Here is a 17,940-nt window from a genome sequence, read left to right as displayed (position 1 = left end):
CCGCTGGCGCCGAGGGCACATGCATTTTAGCCCGGAACGGGCGCGGGCGGTGCGGAGAGCGCCCGCACGCCCGGAATGGTCGGTCGCGAGCGACGCGGAGGGCGGAACGCGGCGCGCGGGGCGGGCCGTAGAGAACCACTGGTCAACCGAGCCCGACGCTCAATGACACAGCCGATATCCTGGCGGACTTAGAAAGGGCGAGGCCGTCTCGGCCGTCCCCCGACCCCGCTAGCACCACAGGAACGAGGAGCGCAGCGTGGGGCGCGGGATGCCGAGCGGCCGAGGGCTTTCGGAATGATGGCCACCACTCGACCTAGATCAGCCGCATCGAGTCGCCGGGATCGTCGCCGATGATGTCCGCCAATCCGTAGACCGTGATCGCATCCGTGTACCCCTGCGCTCGAACGGCGTTCTCGATTCCCTTCCTGGCCGGCTGATCGTCTGTGAGTACAACAACACCCGTTGTCGAGCGGTCTCTGACGTACTGGATGGCTAGCCCTGCAAGAATTGCGTCCGTCTTCTCGACTTCGTGTTCGGCTTGGTCGGTTTCGTTCGCGATGGTTCGTCTGGCGATATCGCTTGCTGCGACAGCGTCCCCATCAGTCGGTGAGGGTGTGTCGATGATTTCAGCCCAGCCCTCGTCGAGTGCCGTCCGGACACGGTCCGTCTCTGGGCCACCGAGTTCACCGATCACACGTCTTGGGAGTTTGCAGACGACGCCGGCGTGTTGGACTGCGGTTCGGAATCGTTGGTACTGTGGATTCGAGGGCTGGCCGATCGCGTAGAAGATATTCGCATCGACCAGGACATCTTGGTCACCCGATAATGGCGTGTCTCGACCCATCCGACGGACTCACCTATCGGGGTCCGACGAGTCCGGCGGGGCGTCAGCCATCTCGTCGAGATCGGGGAGGTCCATCTCGTCATGCACATCCGGGAACAGGTACTCGAAGAATGGATCGTGCTCCCGGCCGACGGCCAGCGCGGGTTTGAGCGCGTAGATGATCATCATCGCTTCCGTCTCGCGAACGTCGATGTCGCTGGCGACCATCCGCTGGGTGGTCGTCCCCGCGAAGTGGAGCCCGGCGCCGCGCAACGCGGCGATGAGCTTCCCGAGGCCGTACCGGTCCACGAAGTACTCGACATCCTCGTCGACCTCTTGGAGCGCGAGGGCGTGGAGGACGGTTGGCGTGATGACGATCGGGACGTACTGCTCGACGATGATGATCGGGTCGGCGGTCAGCTGCTGGGGACGCGTCGAATCGTCGCGGTCGACGAGGCCGAGGTCGACCAGCCGATCGACGTACTCGTAAGTAGTCGATTTCGAGAGATCGAGCGCCTCCATGATTTCGGGAGGAGCGACCGGGCCCCAGTAGCAGATGTAGACGTAAACGCGAGCGAGTGCTGGGCGGTTGAGCAGTTCCACGACTGTTTCGAGTCGGGGCGCGTTCTCGGCCAGCGTCTCCGGTTCGAGCGTTTCTTCGTTTAGTACGTCGATTGGTGGCGGGTTCAGCGTGCCGATTCCACCATCCGGACGAATGTGATCGCGATCAGGAGTCATAGCAATTAGTTCGAAGTCCGTGTACTTCACACTACCGGTGTGGCGAGTGATACACTACTGGCCTTATGTGAATGGACGCCGAGAGACGCTCCACCGAATTGAACGGCTACTCGACAACGTGTGAGTCGAGATCTCGCGTCCAGTATGTCGCGGGCCCGTCAGGACTACATCGCGCACACAGCTGGAGTGTCCCCTCGAGATGGCCGAGTTCGACGCGAAAGCGAGTGAGTGCCGCGAGGGCGTCGACGACGAGGCCACACCCCTCACAGGCGTGGTGATCGCGCTTCTTGGGATCAGCCCGCTCCTGGAGCGTACAGTCGACACAGATGGGGTGTGTCACCCGTTCGTCTTTTCCCCAGGTATGCGCCTCGCCCATCTCTGCACCGGGCGGTGAATCGCAGAAGGCACACCCAGCGAGCGTCTGTTGCATCAGTCGTCCTCCGCGTTGGCGTCGCGGCCGGCCGTCCAGCCGCGATGGAAGACGGCGAGCTGGATGATTGAGTCGAAGCCCTCACCACTGGGATCGTGAACGAGGACTCGCTGGTCTGGGACCGGTGTCACCACATCGTCCTCGATGAGTTCATCAACGAGATGACGGGCACTCCGCTCGTTGATGTCCGATGTCGAGACCCGGGCCGCATCCCGGTCTTGGGCAACGAGTTCGGTTTCGAGCCGTTCGTAGTCGTCTGTCGTGTCGTCGAGGATATCAGATCCAGTCATGGACGCTCACGCTCTGGACGCGCTTCGAGCGCGCCTCGCTCCTTTGCGGGCGCGAACGACGATCACGGGCAGTCAGCTCGCCCGGTCGTTTGCGCCCTGCTCTTCTTGGGCACGTACGCCGAACCGTACCTCTCCTGCTGCTGATGGGCTAACTCTCCACCGTCGATAACCCCCTGCGTATTCCGGTGGATTGCAAGAGTCGATAGCGAGGAAGCTCTCTTCCTTCGGGCTGTTAGAGTGCGATCACGAGCCCGGTCACGAGTGTAACGAGTACGAGTGCCAGCCACGTCGTTCGCGCTGCGAGACGCCGCCAGCACCGCTGCCCCAGTTGGCGGAGTTGATCACGGAGGGCTGCCCGCCGTTCCGTTTCGAGGACCGCGACTTCGTCGTAGTAGTCGCGGCGATCTGCGGGAAGCGTCCGGAGTATCGACTGGCACTCGCTGCAGGTGTATTCGAACTCTGCCCGGACGTGCTGGCGGCGGAACTCTTGCTCGCCGCCCTCATCGTAGCCGGTGACCTCGTACACGAGAAGTTTTGAGACGAAGCGACGGGCTCCGCACTCCGGACATTGGTTCATTCGGAGCGTTGGCGTTCCATCCTCGCTGCTTGCATCGTCTGACCACGATGGCTGCGAATCTGTATCCTCCGTATCTCTCGATGGACTCGTGTGGTTTTCTGACGGCGATGCACTGGCTGCCTCTGAGTTACTGAACGTAGACATGGACTCACCTGTGACTGCACTCAGCTGACACCAGACTGGACACCACGACGGCTCTCGTGGTGGTGCCCATCGCGCTGAGCGCCGTCACCCTTGGTCGGCGCGATAAACGCTACTGCGGAGGAATTGTCTACTCGTACATAGTTCTGCGATCTACTCTTCGGCCTCGTCGAGACCGAGTCGCAGGGCATCACGATGGTCAACCGACAGGAGTCATCGTCACCGGGCGCCGGGGGCGGTGGGTGGGGGATGGAGCACGATATAACGAGCGCGTTGGGTAATCCGCCTCCGTTCCCGGAACCAGGGCTCTGGAAGTAGTTTCCTCAGACAGGGATGATTGTCCTGACGTTTCAGTCCCCGCTGCTACTCAGACCGACCACCGAAGAATCGACGCAACATAGAGGCTGGCTCTGGGTCATCACCGGTCTCGCTCGCAGTACCGGAGTCTTCCTCTTGGGACTGCTCAGTTTCCCCGTCACGGGCTGCGAGTTCGTCGGTGAGGCGTTCGATCTCTGCTTCGAGGGTCTCGATCCGCTCAGTCTTCTGTTCGAGTGTTGCCTCGAGTTCGTCGACGCGCTCGCTCAACAAGCGGTTTTTCTCCGCCAGGTACGTACGACTCCTGTCTGCCTCGTCAGGCGTACTACCAGCAGTGACCCTGTCAGGTGGGCCGTGAGGATCTGCGGTATCGTCGCCGGCGTCCGGGTCGTAGAATTCCGACGTGGTCGCAATCGCTCGCTCGATGGTCTTCTCGCCGTACGTCGACCCGTCAGCGTAGTGAACCTCGTCCCACTTCTCTCGTATCAATCCCGACTGGCGGAACAGCTGCTCCATCTGCGTCTGGTCGCCACCGGTCCAGAACGCCAGCAAACAGCACAGCGCCATGTCGGCCTCGGACTGACTGTCGTAGCCGACCGTATTCCCGTTCCAGAGCCGCTCGAACTTCTCGCTGTTGGATGCGTTTCGCGCTTTCTCGAGGAGGTCCTCGTCTTCGAGGTCGACGTCAACGTCAGCTGCATCGGTCGTCGGTGACCGGGGGTCAGCGCCACCACGCTGTTCGGACTCGGATGCTGTGTCACGCTCGGTGTCCTGGACGTATTCGCGGTGAATCGCTGTGACCGCGTCCTGTCGGCGTGCAACGCGAGTGGGTGTCCGCTCGACGTGATCGCCAGTGACGGTAAAAAAGCGTGCCGTGTCGTACAGTTCGACGCTCCCGCGACGGTTCCGCCCGTCGGGGAGTTCGCCGGTGATCAGGACATGATAGCCAGTACCGGACGGTGACACCTCCGTATAGGAGTCGAGTCGCCTGATGATGTCCAACGCCGCGTCGTCGACATCGTCTGTCTCGGGATCGCGGCAGTCGTCTAGATCGACGCCGACGATGGGATCGTCGTCAGTAAACACGAACCCGACGCCGTCGGCATACTCCGTCTCGGTGTAGTCGAGTGCCGCCCCGAAACTCGCCCAGGTCTCTGACTCGGTTGCTGATGCGAACCCCCCAGCCCCTGGCGTCACCGGAATCTTTGTCGGTTTGCCGTCTCGCTCCTCTTCTCGCCAGCACACCCACTGGTCGCGTTCGCGTAACGTCTCCGGAATCGCCTCCGGCTCGCCGATCATAGGCTCACTCATCCTCACGTAGCACCTCGTATGGCTCTCACTGGCTCTGAGCCAGCACAGAACTCACGCTGCTGTTGGTCGCGATCCAATCCCTTGGTCCCAACGGGGACCCCCCGTTCTATCCTAGTTGGTTGTTGGGTGGAACACTCACTATGGCTGGTTGCAAACCGCTGGACGTGAGCGTGTTCCACCCATTCCGCCAAGCTCGTTAGTGTTCCACCCATTGAGGATTTGGGTGGAACATGCCGCCATCGGGTGATTTCCGACCTTCGAGTTTGATTGGATGAGGTCATGATTCAGCTTGGGTGGAACAGGTCTCAAGAAGTCCCGATGATATCGGGAATTGGACCGTGTACGTCCATTTCATGGCTGAAAGTCCTCTTCAGACCGGATGCGGACACCAGTGTAATGCGGGACGGGTTCCTCGTCGATTCGCTTCTTCGTGGAGTCTACCTCGATATGGGTGTTGAGCTTCCGTGTGAACCAGCTCTTATTCAGCGGATCGTCGATGCCGTGTGCCTCTGCCCAGTCGTTGTAGAGGCCGAATACGTCATCTTTCGGCACGGCTTCATCCGCATCTTCGACAAGATATTCGTCGACGAACGATTCGAACGACGGTGGCGATTGGTCTTCCTCGACTGTCTCATCTGCCTGGTCTGTCTGACTAAGTGGCTCGTCAGCGGCCGCTGATTCGGGCGATGCGGGACGGAGTGTTCCGTTAGTGATTGTCGAGAGTGGCCGCTTCTCACCGTCTTCATACACGACCAATTCCGCCTCATCGTGGAGGATCACGATGCCGTACGTCGAACGTGTGTAGTCTGGTACGGGGAGTTCGGCTTCGGGGACGAATGGCTTCTTGACACGCACCCAGTCGTCCTCGAACGTCGATTTCGTCTCGTAGATGTGTTGCTCACCGTGCTCGTATACGACGTACTCGTCGGCAGCGTGGTCGTAGCTGTAGATGGCTGGAACACGATCTTTCGAGAGTTTTCCAAGCGACGGGAGGCGGATATGTTCCGTCTCGTTGGCATCACAAAGGACGATTTCGTCGCCATCACGCTGCCAGATGTTCTGGGCCCCGTTCTCGTCGTCGGTCGCCGGGCGGACGGCCGTCACTCCACCTTCTTCGGTTGCCCCGCCGTTGAACGTGAGATTCGAGTCAGTGGTGTAGAACCGCGTCTCACCATTCTGGAGGGTACGGACGGGTGGTGTGAGAATACCGTCGACACGCTTGGCCCACTCAGTTCCGTCGTTTCCTGGTCGAACGACAAACAGCGGGATATCCCCTGCCTCTTGGGCTTTCCGGAGGTTCGTGAGCACCTTTGCGGGATTCTCAGGTGTCGTCGTTTCGACTTCGATGGCGAATCGGTCGGCAACGTCGGGGTGGCTCGCCTTCGCGTCAGGTTTCTCGCTGCCATCCTGTGCGAGGATCGAGACGGTGAAACCGAGTGCAGTGAGTTCTTCTTCGATCTGGAGGAGTGCTGCGTCGTGGACACTCCCACCAGCGGCCTGCACGCTACCAGTATCGGGTGTCGCGACCTCTTCTCCGGCGTCAGTGAGCCGGATGCGGAGCTCGTCGGCGTCGACATCGACGGTCGTATCGAGGTATCGTGATCGTTCTCGGATGTCCGCGAGTGCATCATACGACGGCGGCTCGGCGTCGACGTCGTCGAAGTGCCGTCTGAGTTCGTCGTCAACTGCTTCAACGGCCACCCAGCCGTTCTCCTCGCGGCACCCCTCTTGGAGCTGAAGACTCCGAACCACCTTCGCAATCGCAACGTCCAGGTCGTCGCTCCCGATATCGAGCACCTCGTGTCCGTCGGTCGGTGTTCTCGTTGTTGAGGCGTCTGTTGCGGCCGGCACGCCGTGTTCGTCACTGATGTGCTCGTGCATCGAGGAGAGGGTCTCAGTGAACTGCGCCTCTTCACGCTCAGTGAGCGGGGATTCGCTCTCGGGGTGGCCCGGTGGAATCGGGAGTGGTTCGAGACTGAACGGATACGGCCCCGTTTCACCGAACGTCGGGCTTGGTAAGCTGGCGATCCACTCTCCGCGCGGCAACGAACGGATCCGATTGGCGAAATCTGCGGGGTCCATCTCTTCGTGGGCCATCGCTCGCGCCAGTTCCCGGTCGACGTTGATTTTCCCGATGAGTGAACTGCCGATGTTGTTCAGAGCATTCAGGTAGATCTTCCGCCCACCTTCAGCCTCCATCTGTTCGGGGAACTGCATCGACAGGCCAACAGAGAGCCGGAATCCCCGGCCTTTCTCGAGGAGATCATTCATGATGTCGGAGACCACGACCGACGCTGCCTCGTCGACGAGCAAGTTCACGACGTAGTCGTCCGAGCGCTGGGAGAGGGCCTGTTTGCGGTCCTTGAGAGCTGCATCGAGATTGGTCAGGATCACACCGGTCATGATCCGGGCGGCGTCGTCGCGGAGGTCGCCGAGGTCGAAGAGGATGACCGTATCCTCGTCGAGGACATCCCGAAAGTCGAACTGGTTCTCGGTATTGTTGAAGATCTGCCGCAGGTGCGTATCCTGTGAAATGTACGCAAGGCGGTTTCCGACACCACCCATCACGTTCGCGAAGGTGTTTGGATCTAACTGGAGCTGCCGTCGAATCGTCCGCGTGACTTCCTCGTCGCTCGACCGTGGGGCGTCGCCGATGTTCTCGTTCGGTGGCCCGGCCTCCCAGAGCTGGTCGACGACGTGTTCGAGCTGTCGGTGGGCGAAGTAGTCCGTCGACGCTCGGTACAGCCCGTTTTCACGCCCGTATTCCTCGTCGAATAGTGCCTTGATGAGCGTCTTGATGAGAGTCGGGGCCACAGTCGCCCGCTCGTAGCGGTCGGTTCCCATCACGAGCTTCAAAATCTCTTCGTAGTGGTCGGCCTTCCGTTGGACGGCGTCTTCGCGGCGCCGTCCGCTCTCCATCGACGGTTCGAGATCGAAAAACGAGAACCCGGGGAGCACGTCCGGGATTGTGAAGTGGACGACGTTCTCTTCGAGGTCGGTCATTCCGAACTGACGCGCGTGAGCCCGCATATAATTCTGGGCCATATCGTCGTTCTTCGGGATGATGAGGATCGTCGGACCCTCGGTGTTGTCGTACAGCGACAGCATATCGTTGATGAGGGCTTTCGATTTCCCAGAGCCGGTTGTTCCGAACCGGCCGTAATGAGTGGGCAACAGTCCGGGTGGAATGTGTGTCGGCACGTCTTCGGCCTCGCCGGTGTCGTCGAGGGCATACCCGATTGCCATCCCGTCTCGGAACTCACCCATAAGGTCCTGGTGCGGACGGGGCAACGGATTCCGACTCTGCTGTTCCGCACGCGTCCCACGTGCCCCCTCGACAGTAAGCTGCTCCGAGGAGGGGACGAGTACGAAGTGCGCGAGTTCTCGACCACTCAGGACGAACTCCGGTCGGGTCGTCCCACGACCGGTCGTGATCTCACGATCCAAGAGCCGCTGCAGCGCCGCTCGTGCGTTCCGTTCTTTTGTGGCTGCCCGCAAGCCGCTGTCACGTATTCGTTCGGCTGCAACCTGGTAGTACGGCCCGTCAAGCGGGTCGAATACCGGGACCAGTGATTGCATTCGCTCACCGAGATCATCGCGACCGTCACTATCAGATGGAATCCCGATTGCTCGGATGTTCGCGGTGAACGAGCGCTTCGGATTTTTCGCCTCGATTGCTGCGACACGTTTTGCAACCGCGTCGCTCAGCTGGTTTCTATCCCGACTCTCCGACCGATCGTCGAGTTCGAAAAGGGAGCCAATAATCTCCTGGGCGAGTGTGTCCCGTCCGTCGATGACATCTTCTTTGCGAAGGTCGGCATCGGACTGCCAGCTCTCGCGTCGTTGGAAGACGACTTGGAACGCTACTGGTGCTGTCGCCTCCATCAGGTGGTCGACGAGCGACGCGAGCGCACCCCCTGGCTGATCGACCGCGGGGAGTTCTGCTTCGTCGTCGGCAGTAAATGGCGAGAGTGAGGTCATCCAGTCCTGCTTCCGAGTCGCCGACCCCTGCCACCGCACGCCGAGTGGGGAGACAGATTCGGTCGCTGGCCGGGCGAGTATCCTCCCCTCCGATGTTACCGTTGGTTTGGCAAGCGTCGTGAGTGGCTCATCCTCGGGAATCGCATCTGGTGGGGCGAGTTCGAGGGCAGTATCGCCAATCTCAATGAAGTGGTCGGGAAACTGGTCGCCGACCGTTCCTCCATCCGCGACTGATTCGGCATCCCCTGGCCCCGCTTGATTGTTGTCGTCAGTGCCACTCTCGTATTGCTCGTCAGGGCCGAATTCGTACGTGAGCTCGCCTGACTCATAGTGCTCAACGAATGTCTCGCGGTCGAATTCGACAGGCTGTACGAGTCGGGATGCGATGTCGACCTCGGTGCGCTCGATATCGAATGTCTCGGGATAGATCGACCGGAGCCGTTTCTCAAGGGTATCCAAGTGGTCGTCTGCACCGTAGTAGAATTCGACGGGGTCATCTTTCCCCTCACTGAGCGCGAGGAATTCGAAGCGTAGCGGTGTGTCGCTATGTAGCGGGTTGAGTTTGTCAGCTAGCCCTGCCGAGTCCGTTGAGGTCAGTTTGTGGAGGCTCTCCAGTGCCTGCGGCAGACGCTCCGGAGTGAGCCGTTCGGAGGTTGGCGTCACGCGAAGGTACTCACGCATCCTCGTCACCTCCCGCTGCGCCACCATCAGTCTCTGCTGGCGTCTGCTCTGGTGGGCGTTGTCCGTTGTCGGTCGCTCGGCTTTCAATATCGTCTTGGAACGCCTGCACGTCCGCGTCTACAGCATCCTCGCCAGTACCAGGGAGCGAGGATCGCCGTTGCTCGGTTGGCTCGAAGTCGATGACTTGCTTCTCTTTGGGCATCGCTTTGACCTGGATGCCGCGCCACTCGCCGTCGACGCCCACGAGGGCCTCGGAGAAGCCGGCGTCCTCGTTGCCGGGCACGGCGTCCTGGACGAACCGCATCTGCGCGTAGTTCAGCCCGAACTCGTCGGCCCACTCATCATCCATCCCGTCGAGGCGGTGGAACTGCTTGACCGCACACTGGTCGAGAATGGCCTCACTCTCGGCGTGCTCGAAGAACTCGTCGACGGTCTGGGTGACCAGCCGGATCGAGAGGTCGTGGTGGCGGTGGTGCCGGAACACTGTTTCGAGGAACGCCAGACTCGCGGCGTCCTGCATGATGTAGCGCGCCTCGTCGATGTAGAACACGACCTCCTTCTCCGAGACTTTCGCGCGCTCGTACACCAGCGAGATGAGCAGTTGCATGGTCAGCGCCGTACTGCTGTCGACGCTCCCCTCCTGCTGGGCGAGGTCGAGGTAGATGACCTTCTCGTCCCGAATGTCGAAGTCGGACTCCTGGCCGAGGTTGGCGTGGCGACCGTCGTCCTCGAAGGGGCGGAGCTGATCGAGCAGCCACGTCGCGTCCTCTTTGATCTTCCCTGCCTCTTCGTCGGATCGAACGACGAACTCCTCAGGGTCGTCAACCATGTCCTCGAAGACGTCCATCATCTCGCGGATGGTCGGACTCGGATTGTCGTGCGTCGAGATGTCGTCGGTGATGCCCTGACGCTTGTAGGCCCGCTTGAGCCCGAGTTCGAGCGTCGTCCGGCGGTCGCCCAACGAGATGCCGCGGAGCGCGAAGAAGTTCGTGAGGAAGCTCATGGCGTCGTCGAGCTTCTCGTTGAATGGGCTTGCGTCCTCGCCCATCGCCCGCTGGACGTGTTCGGGCGTCTCGCGGATCTCCAAGGGGTTCAGCCCGAGCGTCCCGCCGACGGTGATTCGCTTGGCGTCGAGCGCCTCTGAGACCCCCGCCCAGTTGTTCAACGGCTCGAGGATGATGCCGATACGGTCCTTGCTCTGCTCGATGGAGCGGATGAAGTTCTGTTTTGAACTGAACGATTTCCCCGAGCCGGTGTCGCCCACGGTGAACATCGCGTACCCGTTGTCCCGGGCGAACGGGTCGATGACCACGGGGCTCTGGTTGTCCTTGTGAATCCCGAACTCCACTCCGCCCTCCTCGAGGATCGTCGCGTTGTGCGGCGAGGACAGCAGTGCGCCGACGGCCCCGCCGAGTGCGATTGATGTCCGCCCGAATTCGTTGTCGCCGATGGGCGCGGCGGACTGGAGGGCGAGGTCCTGCCGACAAATTGCGGTCTTCGGCGTGAGGTTCGCCGGGTCGTCGCGGAGCGCACTCTTGACGGTCTGGACGGCGTCTCTGAGCTCGTCCTTCTCGTCGGCCCGGACCGTGATGAACATCCCCTGGTCGAAGACGTTCGCACCGTTCTCGACGGCCTTGTACGTCGCTGCGGCCTCGTTGGCGCGCTCTTGGAGATACGCGCTCCGGATACTCTGTTCGAGGTCAGCATCGACCTGGAGGTCGTCCGCGATGTCTTGCAGTTCGTTCCGGGCCCGCTCTTGATTTTTCGGCGTGATGTGGGCCGTCAGATCGAACTGGACGTCGGTCATCTCGAAGAGGTCGCTCAGATATCCGTCGTTGGGATAGTCGGCATAGTTAGCGATGTACAGTGTCGTTGTCCACTGCTCGCCGACCCGTGCGGCTCGCGTTTCCCACTCGACAGCTCCGGGCGCGGTGACGGTCTTGTGCGACTCGGAGATGTCGTCGAGGAGCTTGCGTTCGGCCTCGCCTTCTTTGAGTGTCTCCTCGTCGAGGACATCGGTGAAGTCCACGTCTGGTTCATCGTCCGCAGTGAAGCAGTCCCAGAGGTGCTTGCTACCGACGCCAAGGCCGAGACCCACTGCAAGGGCAAGTACTGCACTCTCTGCTGGCGTCAGATTCTGGAGCCACCCGGCGACGGAGCCAAGCGCACCACCACCGGTCTGGAGAATAACATTACGCATCGTGTGGGTCCTCCCGGCGCGAGTGGCCGATGATCGATTGGTCGCGAACGACACGTTCCGCCTCGTCGTAGTCATGTTCGCGGCCGTTCCAGAAGTCCATATTCAGAACGAACAGCTCGACCGTGCTGAGCCGGCGTGCGGACCACCCCGACGCCTGCTGGATGAACTCGGAGCGAACGTCGTTGACGCGACTGTCGAGTTTCTCGAACATCTGGGCACGGCGCTCGACGTCGGTGAGGTCCTCGCGGCGGGTCACGAACGGGTTGAACAGGAACCCGATGACGGGGAACTGCGTCAGCTTCTCTGCGGGGGTGCCCTCGTCGCGGAAGCGGTCGTAGACCTCTATCGGACTGACTTCAACGCCGATGTAGTACCGGACCTGCTGAATACCCCGGTCACGCATCTCCTTCGGCCGTGCTTCCCGATATTCTTCGAGGAGTTCCCGGAAGATCGGGTTCTCTGTGACGTCTTCGTTAGTGAGTCGATCTTCGATGGTCTCGGTGATCTGCTCGACGGGGAAGGAACGGGTTGTGGCGTGGAGTTTGAGCTTCGAGTCCAGCTCTTTGTTGGCGAACTCTTCGCCAGCGTCCTGGAGCTGCGCCCAGTCGTCGGACATCGCGAAGTCCATGTTGGCCGGATCGATCTCGATGAACGCCTCCATCGCGCCGTCTTCACGCTGGATGGCACCAGCGCCCGGCCACGCCCGCTTGATGTTGGTGAGATCCTGCGTTCGCTCGTCCGGCTTGAACGGCGTGTAGTTCGCGAGTCCGCCCTCGTTGCGCTCTGATTCGTTGGTACTCGTGTCGGCGTCGGCGGGCGCACTGAACGTGACCTGCGGCCGTTTGAGGTACCGATAGACGTCTTTGGTCCACGTCCAGGCGTTCAGGTGGGTTGGTGAGACGTAGATGACGGCGACGCCAAAGCCAAGCCCGCCAGCGACGAACGGGAGGGCAAGCGACTCAATCCCGGTGAGGCCCGCGATAAACAGCCCAATAATGGGGAAGGCGATGAGCATGCCGACGTCTCCTTCCTCGATATTGAGATATGGGATGCGACTCTCCTCGCCGAACTGATCCATGATGCGCCGTGCGGCCGCGTCTTGATCTGCTGACATTGTTAGTGGATTCCTCGATCAAACTCCATCCCACGGTCGTCACTCGCCGATTCCGCTGTCGCTCCACCAGGGTCATTCTCTGTTCGACGGTACGACGGCGTTCCGCCATCGTTTCCTCCATGCCCACCGCGAGCAGCTGCTTTTTGCGCGACGGCGTGGCCAGCGGCGGCTTTCGGCCCCCACCGAGCGGCGGTCGTCGCGACGCCGGCGCCACCGACGTAGGCTCCAGCGGCGACACCGCCAACGAGTGCTGCGCCTTTCGTCGCACCACCGACGACTTTGGCCGTCAACGGCGTCGCGTATTTGAACGTCTTCCACGTGATATAGAGGGCGACCAGTGGGAGCGACGCAGCCACGAGGTACTTGAGGAACGCAGTTCCTGGCGTCAGTGTCCTACCGCTGTAGATTAGATCATAGCCCTTGAGAACCATCGCTGCGGGGAGCGGGAGGACAGCCAACGGGACAAACCGTTTGCAAAATCCCATCGCGATATCGGATACGACCGGAATATTTCCGTAGGCCAGTGCAAATGCAATCGGCATTCCGTACAGGTAGACATAGAGCAGAATCATCCGGATGTAGAACAGCGCCTCCAGCGCCCACATCGAGAACCCACCAATCACGGCGAACAATAGTCCCAGCCCTGGGTTTGTGATGGCTGCACCCAAGAATTGAAGCATTGCCGAGGCTACGGAGGAAAGCTCCGGCATCAGTGCAATGGTGAATCCGTCGACGAGGTAGAGCGCGAGAGTCCCAACCCAGTACCATGTGATAATCAGAAAGGCTCCAACCCAGGCCGTCTTCTTCGTTTTTCGGGCTTCGTAGGTACTTCCAATATTGAAGATCCGAACCGTGTGACGCCCCTGGACGCTCATCACGAGAAGCAAAAGGGCGACCAGCATGATTTCGCCGCCGATGAGGGCATCGTGGATCGCTGGCCAGGGTGCATTGGTCGGCTCACCGAAGACAAATGCTCCGTTCGTCTCTGGGGTCGGGGTTCCGAACATTCCCTCAGTCAGAGTCTCATACCCCGACCTGAGACCGTCCATGAACAACCCGATGAACCAATCAACGACACCTTTGATACCCTCAAGGACGACGTCAATGAGATCAACCATCGTTAGGCCTCCGTAATCGTGACCTCACAGTCAGTCATCTCGTCAGACCCGGAATACTGGACATCGTAGGTACTCGTTACTCGATTGCCTTTGACTCGGGTCTCGACGATAACCGTGAACTGGCCGCTGTTACCATCTGGGGAGCACCCCATTCCGTCCTCACTCTCTGAACCGAACGGGAACGAATTACTGAACAGGTCGGCCGTCTCGCCAGGGGAGACCACTACCTGGTCGGTTTCGTGCATCCCACTGCCTCTGGGATTCTCAATTGGATTGGGAACGTCCTCCGAGAAGATTAGTTCAGTTATCGCTTCCGGACCACTTCCTGTGTTCTCTACCGTGACGAATGCCTCGCCATTCTTGATCCGGTCAGTCTCGCTCTCACCATAGACTTCGTCCCACGGCTTATCTGGATTATTTCGATAGAGTCCAACATCCTGTATCTGAATCTCGGGACGGAGTTCAGTCGTGGTCTCAACTACTGTCTCCTCGCCTTTCAACGCGAGTACGCGGTACTCACCGGGCGCATACGCGGTGCCAATCTCGAACGTGACCTGCTGAGCACCTGCGGCTACGTCACGCTTCCCGAATAGCTCGCCGTTCGGCTGGATGAGGTTGACTTGGTCGATATCGGCCTCTTCGGAGAGTTCGACGACGAGTGTTGTCCCCTCAACAGCGATACGCGTGAGTGGGCCGTTGCCATCTGGAGAGGTCGTTCCGTCACCAGGCGTCCCAGAACCGCCATTGTCGTTCAGACAGCCAGCGACGCTCACGAGGGCGGCACCTGCGACTGTTCGGAGGGCGGTTCGCCGACTGATGTGTGGGTGGTTTCTAGTCATGGACTATGGGTTCCGTTGGAAGATGTCTTCTGGACCGAGCATTCGGAGGAGCCGCTTGCCTGCGTAGAACATCACAAGAAACGGGATGAGCTGCCAGCCGACCTCGAAAATGAATGCGAACCAACCGTCGATGGTTCCAAGCGGATGCCAGCGAGCAGTAGCCGTCGCACTCACATACGCGGGGTTGTGCCCGAGCCACGAACCCGGATGGTACCGTGCCGTGTAGATCCCCGGCTCGTCGATCGTCACGATCGCCACCCCGGAGGCGTTGGTCTCGACACGTTGCTCCGCGACGGTGATGTAGCCGTTGCGAGTGTTCCCGCCGATCGGATATCGTCGGTCGGGATCGCTGAGCACGATTGGTGCGCCGGTCTCGTTATCCCGGAGCTCGATGCGGAGTGTGGCCTGACTTTCGTTTTGCTGGAGCACCTCAACAGTCAGATTACTGCGCCGGAGCTGCCGCTCTGAGCCAGCATCAGGTGCCACAATCGAGGCGTTCACACCCCGCACGATCCCCGCTACCTGGAGCGCGTCGCGGTCGACGGTCTCCGCGCGAACTGCGACGCCGTACGTCGTCGTGTACGACTGGTTGACGATGTCGATGTTGATGTTCTCACCGAGAGTGCCGTCCGGAGACGGTCGGTCAGTGCCCCAGGTGTCGATGATTTCTGGGCCATCGCGAACTGGTTCGGCACGCGGGCCGATCCGTGATGGATATGCATGGACGTACACAGGGATCGCATCCGACTCGACGGTGGCGCTGTCGGTCCGGTTTGACCTGACGAGTGTATCCCAGTTGGTGTTCCGGGCGGTGTAGAACCGCCAGACGCCACGCACTCGTGCGCTTCCATTCTCCGTCAGCGTGTACCCCTGCCACGGCCGGGACTGGAAAATGGCGACACCAGCGTCACCATTGGGATACTCGGCGTAGTAGGGGTACGCAGAGAGGTCGTAGATCTCGACGGCGATCGAATCCGAGACGTTGAGCGATTCGGTACGATACGTGACCTCGACATCGGTCTCGTCGCCTCGGTCGATTCGCGTGGTCTTCTTCAGCCGGACGCTGATTTCGGCTTCAAGCGTGAGGTTTGCACTCCAGTCATCCTCAATCTGGTAGTCGAGGGCCGGCGTGTGCGAGCCGTCGCGCTCGACGATAGTTTCGCCGTCCTTTTGCAACCGAACCTCCTCGACCTCGTTGCTCGCGAGCGACCACTCGATAGTCGTGTTCCCTGAAGAGCTTCCGTTCGGGACGCGAACGCGATAGTCGACGAACCCCCGCATCGTGCCGTTCGGTGCAATATAGAGCGGTGTTTCACCCGACTCCAAGTGACCTCGCGTCGACGGCTGCACTGCGAATACCGTGGCGTGGGCGTCCTCGATGAACACCCCGTTTTCGAGCGATGCGTGGCGCGGATGTACGGACGTATCCGACCCACCGGCTTCGAGATCAGCGAAATCGTTTCGCGTCCACGTTGCAGCTGTCGCCGGCGGGCGCTTGAACGTGATGTCTGTCCCGTTTGCGAGTTGGTGCATCGCGGTCCGGCTCTCGCCGTATCGCTGCTGGTACTCCTCCTGGCTGATGTAGTTGTCCGCGTCGCGAGACCACAGCGTCGCTGATTCATTCTCAGTGAGTCCATTCCCCTCCGTGCCTGGCCGTGGCGGGCTTGCAGTAACGAGACCTGTGACTAGGCTCATCACGAACAGGGCGGCCATTAGCACGGAGAGCTCTCGTTGTTTCATGGGGGCTCGCGACGGGGGTGGTAGTCGCCTACCAGGGGGCGAGGTCGACGCACTGCGCCAGTGGGAGGTTCATCATCGACCCAGCGACGGTGTAGAGTGGTCCGAGGGCGACGAGGACGACCGCAGACTTCATCGCGGAGCGCTTGTGGCGCTTGAGTCCCTTCTTCTGCTCGGGCGTAATCGTGAACATCTCGATAAGGGAGTCGGCCTGCCACACGACTGCGAGGCCGACAATGCCCAGCGCCGTGGTAAGCTGGAAGAAGCCCTCGATCATGCTGGGGAGGTTGTCTGCACTACAGACCGCGTTCGTCTGTGCGGCGGCGGGTTCCACAGCGAACAGGCTCAGGACGACGACGATGAAGACAGCTTGCTTGGGAAGCCTACTCGATGCCGTGGACTGGCTGTCGGCGCGATTCGAAGCCGTCTCGGAGGGCGTATTGTCCTGTGACATAGCGGGTTACTCCTTTGCGTCGTCGACGAGTGCTTTGAGATCGGCGTAGCGGTTGGTCTCGTCGACGATCTCGTCTTTCGTGTAGCCCTGTTCGCGGGCCCGTTCGAAGAGATCTCGAAGCTCGTTGGGATCGACGTCGCGAAGCTCCATCTCGTCTCGGAGGGCGCGGCGATAGAGGGCGGAACCGTTGATATGGCTGTTCCACGTCAGGTACAGATCATCGATGTCTTCGATGGTGACTGCCCGTGTGATCATATATGCGGGGTGGGTATGCACCGGTTGAGCCCCGGTCCATGGTGGTGCGATAGCTAGAAGATCGGTATATGCTTTCTGGCCACCAACTGGCGCAAAAATCTAACGTAAATTATAATCGGAGAGCTCGTTCACCTTGCAAAGATACTATTAACCAACAATAGGGTTAGATTCCGTTGTCTGTTGGTTAAGGTTGGAATGGCGCTCTACTCGAGTTCCACGACCTCTCCACGCCCGTTGTCGAGGATTTCTTTCACCTCAGCCAAGAGTTCCTGACCTTCCTCGTGGAGATTTGTACCTTCATCGAGGTCACACTCGTCCCCATCGAGCTGCTCAATGATTTCTTCGACACGGGTCAACCGGTCGTGGATCTCTTGGTCGTTTGCCACGCTTAGATCACCCCCAGCCAAAGCCCAGTAATAGTCAATAACAGCAACAGCAGCACAGCGATTGCGGCCTTGTAGTAGACCGGTGGGAGGCCCTCGGGTGCGGCGGCCTCGTCGACTGCTTCGGCGAGTTCCTGTTCGTGTTCATGCTCTTGCTGGAGGGTTTCGTACGCGGCGTCGAGTTGCTGCGCCAGCGGCTTGACCTTGCTTGCGAGGAACTCCTCGCGGGAATTCACGATATACTCGCCGGCGGCCGTCGGCGTGATCGTTGCCACATCCGCGACCTGATCGGCGATTAACCGGTCATCAGTATGCCCGATCGCCGTGACAATAGACGTATTCGCGGTGAAGATAGCTTCCGCGACCCGCTCGGTGTTGAACGCCTGGAGGTTCGAATCGCTCCCCCCGCCACGGCCGACGATAATCGCGTCGACGTCCTCGGAGCGGTCCAGATGGTGGATGCCGTTCGCGATGGAGGTCGGGGCCTCTGACCCTTGGACGGTCGCATCCTTCACCAGGATGTCGACGGTAGGGTCTTGCTCGTGGATCGCGC

General features: G+C 60.5%; 16 protein-coding genes. 1 reads left to right on the top strand and 15 read right to left on the bottom strand.

Annotated elements, in window-relative coordinates; all coding sequences use genetic code 11:
* Nucleotides 1–313: 313 nt before the first annotated feature.
* The 4 genes from GRX01_RS17485 to GRX01_RS17470 all read right to left on the bottom strand — a co-directional run bounded on the left by GRX01_RS17485 (nt 314) and on the right by GRX01_RS17470 (nt 2,281).
* Entirely contained in the window at nt 314–844 is a 531-nt protein-coding gene (locus GRX01_RS17485; RefSeq protein WP_159670767.1) for a hypothetical protein, read from the bottom strand.
* A 9-nt stretch (nt 845–853) separates the two neighbouring features.
* On the bottom strand, nt 854–1,561 hold the full coding sequence (locus GRX01_RS17480; protein ID WP_159670765.1) for a DUF7437 domain-containing protein: 708 nt from the start codon (nt 1,559–1,561) through the stop codon (nt 854–856).
* 106 nt (nt 1,562–1,667) lie between these two features.
* Nucleotides 1,668–1,991, bottom strand: a complete 324-nt coding sequence (locus GRX01_RS19265; RefSeq protein WP_159670762.1) for a DUF7558 family protein — start codon at nt 1,989–1,991, stop codon at nt 1,668–1,670.
* Nucleotides 1,991–2,281 carry a hypothetical protein gene (locus tag GRX01_RS17470; protein ID WP_159670760.1) on the bottom strand — a complete coding sequence of 97 codons (291 nt, stop codon included), beginning with the start codon at nt 2,279–2,281 and terminating at the stop codon, nt 1,991–1,993. Before GRX01_RS17470 ends, GRX01_RS19265 begins: the two co-directional genes overlap by 1 nt.
* 337 nt (nt 2,282–2,618) lie before the next feature.
* On the opposite strand from GRX01_RS17470, the gene GRX01_RS17465 reads away from it, so the two are divergent.
* Nucleotides 2,619–2,819: a hypothetical protein gene (locus GRX01_RS17465; protein WP_159670757.1), complete on the top strand. Its 201-nt coding sequence runs from the start codon at nt 2,619–2,621 to the stop codon at nt 2,817–2,819.
* Between the two features lie 543 nt (nt 2,820–3,362).
* Here GRX01_RS17465 and GRX01_RS17460 read toward each other — a convergent pair.
* From GRX01_RS17460 to GRX01_RS19260, 11 genes are all read right to left on the bottom strand, one after another.
* Entirely contained in the window at nt 3,363–4,625 is a 1,263-nt protein-coding gene (locus GRX01_RS17460) for a phage NrS-1 polymerase family protein (RefSeq protein ID WP_201289640.1), read from the bottom strand.
* Nucleotides 4,626–4,976: 351 nt separating this feature from the next.
* Nucleotides 4,977–9,287, bottom strand: coding sequence for a primase-like DNA-binding domain-containing protein (locus tag GRX01_RS17455; RefSeq protein ID WP_159670752.1), 4,311 nt, complete (start codon nt 9,285–9,287; stop codon nt 4,977–4,979).
* Nucleotides 9,280–11,487: a VirB4 family type IV secretion system protein gene (locus GRX01_RS17450; RefSeq protein ID WP_159670750.1), complete on the bottom strand. Its 2,208-nt coding sequence runs from the start codon at nt 11,485–11,487 to the stop codon at nt 9,280–9,282. The genes GRX01_RS17455 and GRX01_RS17450 overlap by 8 nt, the downstream gene beginning before the upstream one ends.
* Nucleotides 11,480–12,601 (bottom strand): hypothetical protein, encoded by a 1,122-nt coding sequence (locus GRX01_RS17445; RefSeq protein ID WP_159670747.1) that lies wholly within the window; start codon nt 12,599–12,601, stop codon nt 11,480–11,482. Before GRX01_RS17445 ends, GRX01_RS17450 begins: the two co-directional genes overlap by 8 nt.
* 2 nt (nt 12,602–12,603) lie before the next feature.
* On the bottom strand, nt 12,604–13,719 hold the full coding sequence (locus GRX01_RS17440; RefSeq protein ID WP_159670745.1) for a hypothetical protein: 1,116 nt from the start codon (nt 13,717–13,719) through the stop codon (nt 12,604–12,606).
* Between the two features lie 2 nt (nt 13,720–13,721).
* On the bottom strand, nt 13,722–14,558 hold the full coding sequence (locus tag GRX01_RS17435; protein ID WP_159670742.1) for a hypothetical protein: 837 nt from the start codon (nt 14,556–14,558) through the stop codon (nt 13,722–13,724).
* A 3-nt stretch (nt 14,559–14,561) separates the two neighbouring features.
* Complete coding sequence (locus tag GRX01_RS17430) at nt 14,562–16,298, bottom strand: hypothetical protein (protein ID WP_159670740.1); 1,737 nt, start codon at nt 16,296–16,298, stop codon at nt 14,562–14,564.
* Nucleotides 16,299–16,326: 28 nt separating this feature from the next.
* Entirely contained in the window at nt 16,327–16,749 is a 423-nt protein-coding gene (locus tag GRX01_RS17425) for a hypothetical protein (RefSeq protein WP_159670737.1), read from the bottom strand.
* A gap of 6 nt (nt 16,750–16,755) precedes the next feature.
* Nucleotides 16,756–17,004, bottom strand: a complete 249-nt coding sequence (locus tag GRX01_RS17420; RefSeq protein WP_159670734.1) for a hypothetical protein — start codon at nt 17,002–17,004, stop codon at nt 16,756–16,758.
* 203 nt (nt 17,005–17,207) lie between these two features.
* Nucleotides 17,208–17,390 (bottom strand): exodeoxyribonuclease VII small subunit, encoded by a 183-nt coding sequence (xseB, locus tag GRX01_RS17415; protein ID WP_321168189.1) that lies wholly within the window; start codon nt 17,388–17,390, stop codon nt 17,208–17,210.
* A 2-nt stretch (nt 17,391–17,392) separates the two neighbouring features.
* A complete protein-coding gene (locus GRX01_RS19260) occupies nt 17,393–17,935 on the bottom strand; it encodes an exodeoxyribonuclease VII large subunit (protein ID WP_321168194.1) in 543 nt (180 codons plus the stop codon).
* Between the last annotated feature and the right edge of the window lie 5 nt (nt 17,936–17,940).

Source organism: Halobaculum saliterrae (assembly GCF_009831625.1).
GTDB lineage: Archaea > Halobacteriota > Halobacteria > Halobacteriales > Haloferacaceae > Halobaculum > Halobaculum saliterrae.
This window is presented reverse-complemented; position numbering and strand designations above follow the sequence as displayed.